Annotated in this window: 10 protein-coding genes and 1 riboswitch; of the genes, 5 read left to right on the top strand and 5 right to left on the bottom strand. The window is 60.8% G+C overall.

The features are described 5' to 3' along the window. Nucleotides 1-15 precede the first annotated feature (15 nt). A complete protein-coding gene (msbA, locus tag V6Z53_RS04750; protein ID WP_338584392.1) occupies nt 16-1,821 on the top strand; it encodes a lipid A export permease/ATP-binding protein MsbA in 1,806 nt (601 codons plus the stop codon). 198 nt (nt 1,822-2,019) lie between these two features. Continuing rightward, complete coding sequence (gene hldE, locus V6Z53_RS04755) at nt 2,020-3,444, top strand: bifunctional D-glycero-beta-D-manno-heptose-7-phosphate kinase/D-glycero-beta-D-manno-heptose 1-phosphate adenylyltransferase HldE (RefSeq protein ID WP_150704323.1); 1,425 nt, start codon at nt 2,020-2,022, stop codon at nt 3,442-3,444. A gap of 160 nt (nt 3,445-3,604) precedes the next feature. Here the strand turns inward: hldE and V6Z53_RS04760 are convergent, their stop codons facing one another. The 4 genes from V6Z53_RS04760 to V6Z53_RS04775 form a co-directional block, all read right to left on the bottom strand. Then, nucleotides 3,605-4,570, bottom strand: coding sequence for a metal ABC transporter ATPase (locus V6Z53_RS04760; RefSeq protein ID WP_338584393.1), 966 nt, complete (start codon nt 4,568-4,570; stop codon nt 3,605-3,607). Nucleotides 4,571-4,603: 33 nt separating this feature from the next. Continuing rightward, nucleotides 4,604-5,416: an aldo/keto reductase gene (locus V6Z53_RS04765; protein WP_338584394.1), complete on the bottom strand. Its 813-nt coding sequence runs from the start codon at nt 5,414-5,416 to the stop codon at nt 4,604-4,606. Next, a complete protein-coding gene (locus V6Z53_RS04770; RefSeq protein ID WP_338584395.1) occupies nt 5,413-6,588 on the bottom strand; it encodes an FAD-dependent oxidoreductase in 1,176 nt (391 codons plus the stop codon). Before V6Z53_RS04770 ends, V6Z53_RS04765 begins: the two co-directional genes overlap by 4 nt. Nucleotides 6,589-6,722: 134 nt before the next feature. Next, nucleotides 6,723-7,055 carry a multidrug efflux SMR transporter gene (locus tag V6Z53_RS04775; protein ID WP_015093202.1) on the bottom strand — a complete coding sequence of 111 codons (333 nt, stop codon included), beginning with the start codon at nt 7,053-7,055 and terminating at the stop codon, nt 6,723-6,725. A 103-nt stretch (nt 7,056-7,158) separates the two neighbouring features. On the opposite strand from V6Z53_RS04775, the gene V6Z53_RS04780 reads away from it, so the two are divergent. Both V6Z53_RS04780 and waaA read left to right on the top strand, forming a co-directional pair. Continuing rightward, a complete protein-coding gene (locus V6Z53_RS04780) occupies nt 7,159-8,061 on the top strand; it encodes a LysR family transcriptional regulator (RefSeq protein ID WP_338584396.1) in 903 nt (300 codons plus the stop codon). An 11-nt stretch (nt 8,062-8,072) separates the two neighbouring features. Continuing rightward, nucleotides 8,073-9,350 carry a lipid IV(A) 3-deoxy-D-manno-octulosonic acid transferase gene (gene waaA, locus V6Z53_RS04785; protein ID WP_338584397.1) on the top strand — a complete coding sequence of 426 codons (1,278 nt, stop codon included), beginning with the start codon at nt 8,073-8,075 and terminating at the stop codon, nt 9,348-9,350. A 99-nt stretch (nt 9,351-9,449) separates the two neighbouring features. Here waaA and V6Z53_RS04790 read toward each other — a convergent pair whose 3' ends face one another. After that, a complete protein-coding gene (locus V6Z53_RS04790) occupies nt 9,450-10,889 on the bottom strand; it encodes a TolC family outer membrane protein (RefSeq protein WP_338584398.1) in 1,440 nt (479 codons plus the stop codon). Nucleotides 10,890-11,094: 205 nt separating this feature from the next. Next, nucleotides 11,095-11,200: riboswitch (TPP riboswitch) on the top strand. A 150-nt stretch (nt 11,201-11,350) separates the two neighbouring features. Between V6Z53_RS04790 and thiC the strand changes: the two genes are divergently transcribed. Continuing rightward, a complete protein-coding gene (thiC, locus tag V6Z53_RS04795; protein ID WP_338584399.1) occupies nt 11,351-13,240 on the top strand; it encodes a phosphomethylpyrimidine synthase ThiC in 1,890 nt (629 codons plus the stop codon). Nucleotides 13,241-13,449 lie beyond the last annotated feature (209 nt).

Here is a 13,449-nt window from a genome sequence, read left to right on the forward strand (position 1 = left end):
CCAGTGAGCTCTACGATGACTGACGCACCGCCCAAAGCGGGACAGGATTCCAGCCTGAAAATCTATCTTCGGCTGTTGGGTTATGTGAAACCCTATGTCGGCCTTTTCCTGCTGAGTATCGTGGGCTTCGTGATCTTTGCCTCCACACAACCGATGCTGGCCGGGATTCTCAAGTATTTCGTCGATGGCCTGAGCAATCCTGAAGCGGTGCTCTTCCCTACAGTTCCTTACCTGAAGGATTTGCAGTTGCTGATGGCTGTACCGTTGCTGATCATCCTGATCGCGGCGTGGCAGGGCCTGGGCTCATTTCTCGGCAACTACTACCTGGCCAAGGTGTCGTTGGGGCTGGTGCATGACCTGCGCGTCGAATTGTTCAACAAACTGCTGGTGCTGCCCAACCGCTATTTCGACACCCACAACTCCGGGCACTTGATCTCGCGCATCACGTTCAACGTGACGATGGTGACCGGTGCGGCCACGGATGCGATCAAGGTGGTGATCCGCGAAGGCCTGACCGTGGTCTTCCTGTTTGCCTATCTGCTGTGGATGAACTGGAAGCTGACCCTGGTGATGCTGGCCATCCTGCCGCTGATTGCACTGATGGTGGGCAACACCAGCAAGAAATTCCGCAAGCAGAGCAAGAAGATCCAGGTGGCGATGGGCGATGTGACGCACGTGGCTTCGGAGACCATTCAGGGCTATCGCGTAGTGCGCAGCTTCGGTGGCGAGAGCTACGAAGAACAGCGCTTTGCCGCCGCCAGCCAGGGCAACACCGACAAGCAATTGCGCATGACCAAGACCGGTGCGGTCTATACGCCCATGCTGCAACTGGTGATCTACACCGCCATGGCCGTGTTGATGTTCCTCGTGCTGTTCCTGCGCGGTGACGCCACCGCCGGTGATCTGGTGGCCTACATCACCGCCGCCGGTCTGTTACCGAAGCCGATCCGGCAGCTTTCGGAAGTCAGCTCGACCATCCAGAAAGGCGTTGCCGGTGCCGAAAGCATTTTCGAGCAACTGGACGTCGAGCCTGAAGTCGATAACGGCACGGTCGAGCGTGATCGCGTCAACGGCCACCTGCAGGTGCGCAACCTCAGCTTCACGTATCCGGGAACCGACCGTGAAGTATTGAAGAACATCAATTTCTCGGCGGCGCCGGGGCAGATGATCGCCTTGGTTGGTCGCTCAGGCAGCGGCAAGTCGACCCTGGCCAGCCTGATTCCGCGTTTCTATCATCACGACGTCGGCGAAATCCTGCTCGATGATGTCGAGATCGAAGACTACCGCCTGCGCAACCTGCGTCGGCACGTGGCCCAGGTCACGCAGCATGTCACCCTGTTCAATGACACTATTGCCAACAACATCGCTTACGGTGACCTGGCCGGTGCACCCCGTGCCGACATCGAAAAGGCCGCCACGGATGCGTTCGCAATGGACTTCATTTCGCAGATGCCCGAAGGCCTGGATACACAGGTCGGTGAAAATGGCGTGTTGCTCTCCGGTGGTCAGCGACAGCGTCTGGCGATCGCTCGGGCACTGTTGAAAAATGCGCCGCTGCTGATCCTCGACGAGGCGACCTCGGCACTCGACACCGAATCCGAACGCCACATTCAGGCGGCGCTGGACCAGGTCATGAAAGGTCGCACCACGCTGGTCATCGCTCACCGCTTGTCGACCATCGAGAAGGCTGACCTGATCCTGGTGATGGATCAGGGCCAGATCGTCGAGCGCGGCACCCACGCGCAGCTGCTGGCGCAAAACGGCTACTACTCGCGACTGCATGCGATGGGCCTGGACACGCCGGCTGAAGACATCGCCTGAAACCCTCCCTCGTAGGAGCTGCCGCAGGCTGCGATCTTTTGATTTTGTTTTTAAAGAAGATCAAGAGATCGCAGCCTCGTTGCTCTCGACAGCTCCTACAGTCGCCTTCGAGAATTTATCCGTTACAGCCGTCGCACAAGCCGATGCCTACCCTGTGTTAATATCGCGCCCCTGTTCATTTTGTATGTGGGTTGCTCCATGAAGTTGTCCATGCCGCGATTCGATCAAGCCCCTGTCTTGGTGGTCGGCGATGTCATGCTCGACCGTTACTGGCATGGTGGTACCTCACGGATTTCTCCTGAGGCGCCAGTACCGGTAGTCAAGGTCGATCACATCGAGGACCGCCCGGGCGGTGCCGCCAACGTTGCGTTGAACATTGCCGCCCTTGGCGCACCGGCCTCATTGGTCGGTGTGACCGGCGACGATGAAGCCGCCGACAGCTTGGCCAATAGCCTCAAGGGTGCCGGTGTACGGGCGTTGTTCCAGCGCATTGCGCACCAGCCGACCATCGTCAAGTTGCGGGTCATGAGTCGTCACCAGCAACTGTTGCGTATCGACTTCGAAGAACCCTTCGCCACAGATGCCCTGGAGTTGTCGGTGCAAGTCGACGAACTGCTCGAAGGCATCAAGGTGCTGGTGCTGTCCGACTACGGCAAAGGCGCGCTGAAAAATCATCAGGTACTGATCCAGGCCGCCCGTGCCCGTGGCATTCCGGTACTGGCCGATCCCAAGGGCAAGGATTTCTCGATCTATCGCGGTGCGAGCCTGATCACGCCGAACCTCAGCGAATTCGAAACCATCGTCGGCGGTTGCGCCGATGAGCACGAGTTGGTGAGCAAGGGCGCGCAGTTGATGCACGACCTCGACCTCGGCGCCTTGCTGGTCACCCGTGGCGAACACGGCATGACCCTGTTGCGCCCGGATCATCCGGCGCTGCACCTGCCGGCCCGCGCCCGTGAAGTGTTCGACGTGACCGGTGCCGGCGACACGGTGATTTCCACCCTGGCGGCAGCAATTGCTGCCGGAGAGGAACTGCCGCATGCGGTGGGCCTGGCCAACCTGGCGGCGGGCATCGTGGTCGGCAAACTCGGTACGGCGGCCATCAGCGCGCCGGAGTTGCGTCGCGCCATCCAGCGTGAAGAAGGTTCCGAGCGCGGCGTACTGGGTCTCGAACAACTGCTGCTGGCAGTCGACGATGCCCGTGCGCACAACGAGAAGATCGTCTTCACCAACGGCTGCTTCGACATCCTGCATGCCGGTCACGTGACTTACTTGGAACAGGCGCGGGCGCAAGGCGATCGCCTGATCGTTGCGGTTAACGACGATGCGTCGGTCAGCCGCCTGAAAGGGCCGGGTCGTCCGATCAACAGTGTCGACCGGCGCATGGCCGTGCTGGCAGGTCTGGGCGCGGTGGACTGGGTGATCAGCTTCCCTGAAGGCACGCCGGAGAACCTGCTGCGCGAGGTCAAACCGGATGTGTTGGTCAAGGGCGGTGACTACGGGATCGATCAAGTGGTCGGCGCGGACATCGTGACCGCTTACGGCGGCACCGTGAAAGTGCTGGGGCTGGTTGAAAACAGCTCCACGACCGCGATTGTCGAGAAGATCCGCAAGTCCGAGTGACGTGTGATCACTGTGGCGAGGGAGCTTGCTCCCGTTCGACTGCGAAGCGGTCGTAAATCATTGCATGCGGTTTGCCTGGTGCAACTCGATTGTAGGTTTTAGGGTCGCTCCGCGACCCAACGGGAGCAAACTCCCTCGCCACAACAGCGTCCTGATCAGACTATCGTGCAGCCTTGCGCGGCACGATCTTCTTCAGCAGCTGCTTCGCTTTCCCGCGTAATAGCGCCAACCCCGAATTCTTCCCTGGTGGGGTCAATCCCTGCTGCCGCACCCAATCCTTCCAGCGAATCCGCTCATCCCTCACCAGCCAGCCTTCCTGTCGGGCAAAGCTTTCCGCCAGGTACAACCCTCGCGTGCTCGCCGGATACAGCTGATCCTTTTTCAAGGTATAGAGCTCGGCCGTGGGGTGGCCGTCCTGCAAAGGCATCAGGTACAGATCGGGACGCTTGCGGTCGAGGCGGGCCACCAGTTGATCGCCTTCCAGTCGTTCGTCGACATGGAACAGGCTCAGGGGCTTGGCTTCCTTGGGCACGTCCAGGCGCAAATCGTAGATCAACTGCAACGACGCGGTCGGCAAGTGCACATAGGCCCGTGGACGTTCGATCAACTGCAGATTGGCGCAGCGCACCGGTCGTGCCGAGCCCGACAATGGCGTCAGGCGAAACGGCAGGGCTTCGCGGTAATGCAGGGCAGACGAATAGGGCGCCGGCAGCCATGTATCGTTGAAGCGCCCGCCGAGCCAGCCTTCCGGGGTTTCCAGCAGGCACTCCTCGGCAATTTCCTGGATCGCCGTGTGCAACGGCAGGTTCAGTTCATGGGCCGGTACATATCCGGAAATCAGCTTGAGCACTACGTCGCCACGGTCCTGGCGACGTTGGCGCACCAACACCCAGTAATCGCGATTCTGCCAATGCAGGGTCAGGCGCACCGAAACCCCGAGGTTGGCCAGCTCAAGAGAAAACCGCTCGCTATCGGCGACGGTTACCGGGCGGCGACGTTGCAGGATCTGGGAGAAGTTGAGCGGTCTCCCGACGCTCTGATAACTCAGGCCTTCGGGAGTCGCTTCGACGAATAACGGCAGGGTCTTGAAGTTGCTCGGGTTCTTTCTTATGAGCGTACGCGGCATGTCGGCTCCTGCTTAAGGCCGCGTGGGGCGGCATCAGTTGCTACGTAGGACTTGGGCAACGGTCGCGACGTTATGGGCGAGGTGCAGCGGATTGATGGTCCCGACAATAGCACTGGCAACACCCGGATGTTCAAACAACAACTCGAAACTGGCACGCACCGGATCCACCCCCGGACTCAGGCACACGTGGCCGCTGGCGAGGGCTTTTTTCACCAGAATGGCTTTGCCGTGAGCAGCAGCATAGTCAATGACCGGCTTCTCGGTTTGTTCGTTCAGATTGTAGGTGACCATCGCGCAATCACCTTGCTCCAGCGCCTTCAAACCGCCTTCAACGGTTTTGCCGGAAAAGCCGAAGCCGCGAATCTTGCCCTCAGCCTTGAGCTCGGCGAGGGTCGCATAGACTTCGCAGTCGTTGAGGATGGCCATATCGTTGCCATCGGAGTGCACCAGCACCAGATCGATGAAATCCGTTTCCAGCCGTTGCAGGCTGCGCTCTACCGAGAACCGAGTATGCGCGGCGCTGAAATCGTGGCGCGACTGACCGTCGGCAAACTCTTCGCCGACCTTGCTGACAATCACCCAATCCTGACGCTGACCACGCAGCAATGGGCCAAGGCGCTCTTCGCTGCGACCGTAGGCCGGAGCGGTGTCGATCAGGTTGATGCCCAGATCGCGCGTGAGTTTGAGCAGCATCCGCGCTTCATCATCATCCGGGATCTGGAAACCGTTGGGGTACTTCACCCCTTGATCGCGACCGAGTTTTACCGTGCCCAGGCCCAGCGGCGATACCAGCAGGCCGGTGGTGCCCAAGGGACGATGCAGGTCGTGCAGCGTTGGTTGGCTCATGGCAGCAATTGCTCCCAGGCCGGAACGCCCATTGGCGGTTTTGGCAGCGGCGGCAGCGCGGTCACCGGACCCGGTTGAATGCCGTCGCGGGCCAGGCTGGCGATCACGCGGTCGGCGAAGTCCGGGGCCAACGCCAGTTTGGTTGGCCAGCCCACCAGCAGTCGACCTTCCTCGGCGAGGAACGCATTGTCGGGACGGGTCAGCCCCGATTGCAGCGGTTCGGCACGATCCACGCGCAAGGTGGCCCATTGCACGGTGCTCAGATCGATCCAGGGCAGCAATTGGCCAAGTTCTTTCTGTGCGGTGGCAATCTGTTCGGCGGGCTCACGGGCCACGCCTTCGCTTTCGGCGATATCGCCGCCCATGTACCAGACCCACTGACCATCGGCCGCCGGGTGCGTGGTCACGGTAATCCGCGGTTTGGTGCCGCCACCCAGGCAGTGGGCGTACAGCGGTTTGAGGCTCGGGCCTTTGGCAATGATCATGTGCAGCGGGCGGCGTTGCATGGCCGGTTGGCTCAGGCCCAGCGCTTCGAGCAGCGCAGCAGTGCCGGCGCCAGCGCTCAAGACGATGCGTTGCGCGCGGATCTCGCGTTCGTCCACCTTCAGTCCGACCAGCACGCCACCCTCCAGCAGCGGTTCGATTTTTTGGCCGGCGAGCAAACCGTCACCGGCCAGGTCGGCCAGGCGCTGGACCAGACTCGGCACGTCGATCACCAGTTCGGCCAAGCGATAGACCTTGCCCTTGAAACGTTTGTCTTGCAGAGCGGGCGGCAGTTGGTCGCCCTTGACCTGATCGACGCGGCCGCGCACGGCTTTGCTGGCGAAGAAACTGGTGAGGTTGCCGGCGATCGTGCCGGGGGACCACAGGTAATGGGCTTCGGACAGCAGGCGCACACCGGACAGGTCCAGCTCGCCGTCACCGGCCAAGGCTTCACGCCAGCGGCGCGGCATGTCGGCGATGGCTTCCGAGGCACCGGTCAGCGCGCCGTGCAGCGCGTACTTGGCGCCGCCGTGAATGATGCCCTGGGACTTCACGCTCTGCCCGCCGCCGAGGCTGGCGCTTTCCACCAGCACGGTCGAAAAACCCTGGCGGCGCAGGCGCGCGTTCAGCCAGAGGCCGGCGACACCAGCGCCGACAATCAGAACGTCGGTGGAAATTACGGATGGCATGCGGCGACCTCAGTGTTCAAGACGAGGGCGCAGTATACAGAGCTCGGCGAGGAATAAAGATCGCAGCCTGCGGCAGCTCCTACAGATGGATACGGTTCGCCTTTGTAGGAGCTGCGGCAGGCTGCGATCTTTTTTCAATGCCCTGCGGTTTTGGAGAAGAGTTGAATCACCACAACACCCAACACAATCAGCGCCATGCCCAGCATCGCCGGTACATCTAGCTTCTGCCCATATATAAACAGCGCGGCGACGCTGACCATCACGATGCCCATGCCGGCCCACACCGCGTAGGCAACGCCCACCGGTACGCTGCGCACCACCAGGGTCAGCATCCAGAAGGCGATGCCATAGCCGACGATGACCAGCACCAGCGGCAACGGCGTGCTGAAGCCTTTGACCGCTTTCATCGAAACAGTGGCAATCACTTCGGCGCAGATGGCTATGGCCAGGTAGTAGTAAGCGGTCATGGTTCAATCCTCGTGTGAAGTGTTGCTCTCTCAGGTCGGCATTCTAGAGATTCTCCAGATGCGGTAAAGTCATTACCTATCTGTTTGGAAGATGGGTTGAGCCATGAACATGCAATGGAATCTGGAGCAGTTGCGCTTGTTTGTCAGCGTAGCGGAGCAACGTTCGTTTTCCGCCGTGGCGCGGGACCAGCGCAAGGCGCAATCGGCGGTCAGTAGTTCGATTGCATTGCTGGAGGAAGACCTGGGCGTGAGCCTGTTCGACCGCAGCAGCGGCCGTCAGCCGAAACTCACTGAGGCCGGGACTGCATTGCTGGATGAGGCGCGTGAAGTGCTGCGCCAATGTGAGCGTCTCAACGGCCGGGCGCTGGCGATGATGCGCGGGCAAGAGGCGCGCCTGCGACTGGCTCAGGACGAGGCGATGCCGTATTCACCGGTCATCGAAAGTTTTGAGGCGCTGGCTGAAAAATTCCCCAGCCTTGAAGTGCAATTGACCAGCGCTGCCCAAGGCGAAGTCGCACGCAAACTGGTGGAGCGTCGCGCCGATCTCGGCTTGCTGTTCTTTCACGATCAGATCCCGGAAGCGCTGGAGCGGCGGGTGCTCGGCAGTGTGGAAATGGTGACCGTCTGCGGCGTCGATCATCCTTTGGCGAAGCAGGCGCAGGTCGATTGCCAGCAACTGGCGCAGCATCGCCAGTTGCTGATGTCCACCCAATCCAGTGTTTACCCCGGCAGCGAGCCGGCCAGCCCGCAAGTCTGGCGCGCCGACAGTTTTTACGTGATGGCCGAATGGCTGGTGCGCGGCCTCGGTTGGGCCTGGCTGCCGCGCCATGTGGTGCAGTACCCGACCTATCACGGCCAGATGGTTGAACTGAGCAGCGAATGGACCCCGCCAGCACTGGTGGTTGAGTTGGTCTGGCGTCGTGATGAACCGCTCGGCCCGGCCGCGCGCTGGCTTGCCGAACGTTTTGCCGTGCACTTGCAGGCGATCGGCGAGAAAAGCCGATAAACTCCGCCGCCATGAATAGAACTCTCTATACCGCGCTGTTTTATCTGGGGCTGCCATTGGTGGCGATTCGGCTGTGGCTGCGTTCGCGCAAGGCGCCGGCGTATGCCAAGCGCATTGGCGAGCGTTTCTCCTATGGGATGCCGGCGATGAAACCGGGTGGCATCTGGGTGCACGCGGTGTCGGTGGGCGAGAGCATTGCCGCTGCGCCGATGATTCGCGCCCTGTTGCAGCGTTATCCAGACCTGCCGATCACCGTGACCTGCATGACTCCGACCGGCTCGGAGCGCATCCACGCGTTGTTCGCCAATGAGCCGCGCATCCAGCACTGCTATCTGCCGTATGACTTGCCCTGTGCGGCAAAGCGCTTTCTTGATCGGGTCCGGCCAAAACTGGCGGTGATCATGGAAACCGAGCTGTGGCCCAACCACATTCATCAGTGCGCCAAGCGCGGGATTCCCGTGGCGTTGGCCAATGCGCGATTGTCCGAGCGCTCGGCCAAGGGTTATGGCCGCTTCGGCAAACTGACCGGGCCGATGCTCGCCGAGATGAGCCTGTTCGCGGTGCAGACCGAAGCCGAGGCCCTGCGCTTTCGTAACCTGGGCGCGCGTGCTGAAACCGTCGAGGTGACGGGTTCGATCAAGTTCGACCTGACCATCGACCCGCAACTGTTGCAGCGTGCCGCCGAGTTGCGCGGGCAATGGCAGGCGCAGGAGCGCCCGGTGTGGATCGCCGCCAGTACTCACGACGGCGAAGATGAAGTGGTGCTGGCGGCGCATCGTCAATTGCTGGCCGGACATCCCGATGCATTGCTGATTCTGGTGCCGCGTCATCCAGAGCGTTTCAATTCGGTGTTCGGGTTGTGCCAGCAGCAGGGGTTCGCCACGGTCCGGCGCTCCAGCGGTGAGCCGGTCACCGCCGCCACTTCAGTGTTGTTGGGCGACACCATGGGTGAACTGCTGTTTCTCTATGCCTTGGCCGACAGCGCTTTTGTCGGCGGCAGCCTGGTGCCGAACGGCGGGCATAACCTGCTGGAACCGGCGGCGCTGGCCAAACCGGTTTTAAGCGGCCCGCACCTGTTCAACTTCCTCGAAATCGCCGCGCAATTGCGCAGTGCCGGGGCGTTGCAGGAAGTGGAAGACGCCGAAGGGCTGGCGCTGGCGGTGCAGCGTTTGTTTGAATTGCCGAGGGATGCGCAGCGCATGGCGGAGGCGGGGCTGAAAGTGATGCGGACCAATCAGGGCGCGTTGCAGAGGTTGCTGGATGGGTTGGGGCGGTTGATCGACCGGTAAATCTGGGTGGTACGGTGCACACAAACCTGTAGGAGCACGGCTTGCCGGCGATAGCGATCTCGAGGATGCCATCGCCGGCAAGCCGTGCTCCTACAGGGTTTATTGGCCCGGTCTTGCTTTGAGCTGTTCAGCCGCAGCCTTGGCCAGATCCGGCGGCAGGAAATCCTTGTCCGGGTTGTAATCAGCCTTGAGCCAGCGCGCCAGATCCTGCAAATCCCCCGGATTCAACGTCCCGGCCTGTTGCTTGAGGCGCAGGTTGTCGAGGATGTAGTCGTAGCGGGTGTTGTTGTAATCACGCACCGAGGTGTACAGCTGACGCTGCGCATCCAGCACGTCGACGATGTTTCGCGTACCCACCTGATAGCCGATTTCAGTCGCTTCCACCGCACTCTGGTTGGAAATGATCGATTGCTTGCGCGCCTGTACCTGCTCGACGTCGGTGTTCACCGCGCGGTGCAAGTCGCGGGTGTTTTCGACGATCTGCCGTCGCAGGGATTCGCGTTGCTGCTCGGTCTGGTCCAGTTGCGAGTAGGACTGGCGCACCTGGGAATTGATCAGGCCGCCGCTGTAGATCGGGATGTTCAGTTGCAGGCCGATCGAGGATTGCTCGACGTCACCTTTGTACGGCTGGCCGAAGGCGTTCGGGTTACTGAAACCCAGTGCATCGTTGTCGCCTTTTTCGTATCGGGCCACCGCGTCGACGGTCGGTGCATGGCCGGCTTTGCGCTGTTTGAGGGTTTGCTCGGCGGCGCTGACGGCGTAGTTGCTGGCCAACAGATTGAGGTTCTGTCTGGCCGCGGTTTCGACCCAGGCCTTGGCATCATTCGGTGCTGGCGGCAGGATCGGCAAGTTATGGGAAATGCCCCAGATGGCGTTGTATCGACGGTTGGTCAGGGTCACCAACGCTTCGAAGGCATCATCCACCTGGCGCTGCGCGACGATCCGGTTGGCGCGCGCGGTGTCGTAGCTGGCCTGTGAGTTCAGTACGTCGGTCTTGTCCGAGAGACCGACATCGAAACGCTCGTTGGACTGGTCCAGTTGACGCTTGAACGCGGCTTCTTCGGCTTTGGTCGAGGCCAGGTTGTCCTGGCTGCGCAGCACGTTGAAATAACTGTCGGCGGTTTGCAGAATCAGGTTTTGCTCGGTCGCCGAGAGTTGCAGGGCGGCCTGTTCGTTGACGTCCTTGGCGGCCTGGAACTGGAACCAGCGATCGGCACGGAACAGTGGCTGCGCCAGGGTTGCCTGGTAGGAGTGCGCATTGCGGTTGGCGGTGGCCGACGGTTGATCGATCGACGTGCGAACGCTGGTGACATCCGCGCCACCCGACAGATTGGGCAGCAGCCCGGCGCGGGCCTGCGGTACGACTTCTTTCTGCGCGCCATACTGGGCGATGGCTGCGGCGAGGTCGGCGTTGTTGTCTACCGCCTCCTGATAGACGCTGACCAGATCGTTCTTTGTCGACATAGGCGCTTCTGCTGCCCAGGCCATTGTGGTGGACGCACAAGACACGGCAACAGCCAGTGAAAGTTTGCGCAGCATGAGGCGATCCCTAGCATTGATATTATGAGAATAATTCTGGCGCCAAGGTACGGCGCGGCCCCTACAGCGTCAATGCGCAGCTTGGCGTAGCGAGTGTAGTTGCGCATTCAAGCGGCAACAATCCTGCCGTTCCCGGTAATTGCGCCATTCATCATGGTGTTTGCAGCGGGGTTGGCGTTCTCTGCCAGTTGTGTCTAGACTGGCCGGGTTCTTGTCGGGGTGCCTTGCTATGAGGCTGAGATCGAATAATTTCGGATCCCGTTGAACCTGATCAGGTTAGCGCCTGCGTAGGGAACAAGATTTCTCGTCACCCGGCGAGTCCTCTTGTGCTTCGTCCGGGAAATTGTTCGACAATCGAACGCTCCCCGTGTGACGACGCACAGCACCAGTCCTGGTGCGTCCGTGCCTTTCAGGTTCTGCTCCGACAATCCACTGCCTGGATGCTGTCTGGAGAGCCCGTGATGACCATAAAAGCAAAAAACGCGATCAATCTGAGTGAATCGGCCAAGGTCGATGAGCAGTCGGTTCAGCCGTTTACCCGTTCGCAAAAAATCTACGTACAGGGCTCTCGCCCGGACATCCGCGTACCAATGCGGGAAATCTCCCTCGACGTGACACCGACCGACTTCGGCGGCGAAATCAATGCGCCGGTAACGGTCTACGACACCTCGGGTCCGTACACCGATCCGAACGTGGTGATCGACGTGCGCAAAGGCCTGGGCGATGTGCGTTCGGCGTGGATCGACGACCGTGGCGACACCGAACGCCTGAGCGGTCTGAGCTCGAACTTCGGTCAGGAACGCCTCGCCGATGCCGAGCTGACCAAGCTGCGTTTTGCCCACGTGAACAACCCGCGCCGCGCCAAGGCCGGGGCCAACGTCAGCCAGATGCACTACGCGCGCAAAGGCATCATCACTGCCGAGATGGAATACGTCGCCATCCGCGAAAACATGAAGTTGCAAGAGGCCCGCGCTGCCGGCCTGTTGAAGCAGCAGCACGCCGGCCACAGTTTCGGCGCGAGCATCCCGAAAGAAATCACCCCTGAATTTGTACGCGAAGAAATCGCCCGCGGCCGCGCGATCATTCCGGCCAACATCAACCACACCGAACTGGAACCGATGATCATCGGCCGTAACTTCCTGGTGAAGATCAACGGCAACATCGGCAACAGTGCCTTGGGTTCGTCCATTGAAGAAGAAGTGGCGAAACTGACCTGGGGCATTCGCTGGGGTTCGGACACGGTGATGGATTTGTCCACAGGCAAACACATTCACGAAACCCGCGAGTGGATTATCCGCAACTCGCCGGTGCCGATCGGTACCGTGCCGATCTACCAGGCGCTGGAGAAGGTCAACGGCGTGGCCGAGGACCTGACCTGGGAGCTGTTCCGCGACACGTTGATCGAGCAGGCCGAGCAGGGCGTCGACTACTTCACCATCCACGCCGGCGTGCTGTTGCGCTACGTGCCGATGACCGCCAAACGCGTCACCGGTATCGTTTCCCGTGGCGGATCGATCATGGCCAAGTGGTGCCTGGCGCACCACAAAGAGAACTTCCTCTACACCCATTTCGACGAAATCTGCGAAATCATGAAGGCCTACGACGTCAGCTTCTCGCTGGGCGATGGCCTGCGTCCGGGCTCGATTGCCGATGCCAACGACGAAGCGCAATTCGGCGAACTGGAAACCCTCGGCGAGTTGACCAAGATTGCCTGGAAGCACGACGTGCAGTGCATGATCGAAGGTCCTGGCCACGTGCCGATGCAGTTGATCAAAGAGAACATGGACAAGCAGCTGGAGTGCTGCGACGAGGCGCCGTTCTACACCCTCGGCCCGCTGACCACCGACATTGCACCGGGCTACGACCACATCACCTCCGGCATCGGTGCGGCGATGATCGGCTGGTTCGGTTGCGCCATGCTCTGCTACGTGACGCCGAAGGAACACCTGGGCCTGCCGAACAAGGATGACGTGAAGACCGGGATCATCACCTACAAGATCGCCGCGCACGCCGCCGATCTGGCGAAAGGGCATCCGGGCGCGCAGATCCGCGACAATGCCTTGAGCAAGGCGCGCTTCGAATTCCGTTGGGAAGACCAGTTCAACCTGGGCCTTGATCCGGACACCGCTCGTTCGTATCACGATGAGACGTTGCCGAAGGATTCGGCGAAGGTCGCGCACTTTTGTTCGATGTGCGGGCCGAAATTCTGCTCAATGAAAATCACCCAGGAAGTCCGCGAGTACGCGGCCAACCAACGGATCGAGGCGGTGGACGTGGATGTCGCCCAAGGCATGGCCGAACAGGCCGAGCGCTTCAAGAAGGAAGGCAGTCAGCTGTACCAAAAAGTTTGATCTGACCGGCGCACTTAGGTGCGCCGCTTACCTCTGTGGCGAGGGAGCTTGCTCCCGCTCGGCTGCGAAGCAGTCGTAAATCCGGCAATCGCGATCTGACTGTCGGAGCGCGGTGACTGAATTTGGGTCTGCTTCGCAGACCAGCGGGAGCAAGCTCCCTCGCCACAAGGGGTCACAAATCATCACAACAACAAATGTCCCTCTGAGAT

Origin of the sequence: Pseudomonas sp. MAG733B (genome assembly GCF_036884845.1) — a bacterium.
Lineage (GTDB): Bacteria > Pseudomonadota > Gammaproteobacteria > Pseudomonadales > Pseudomonadaceae > Aquipseudomonas.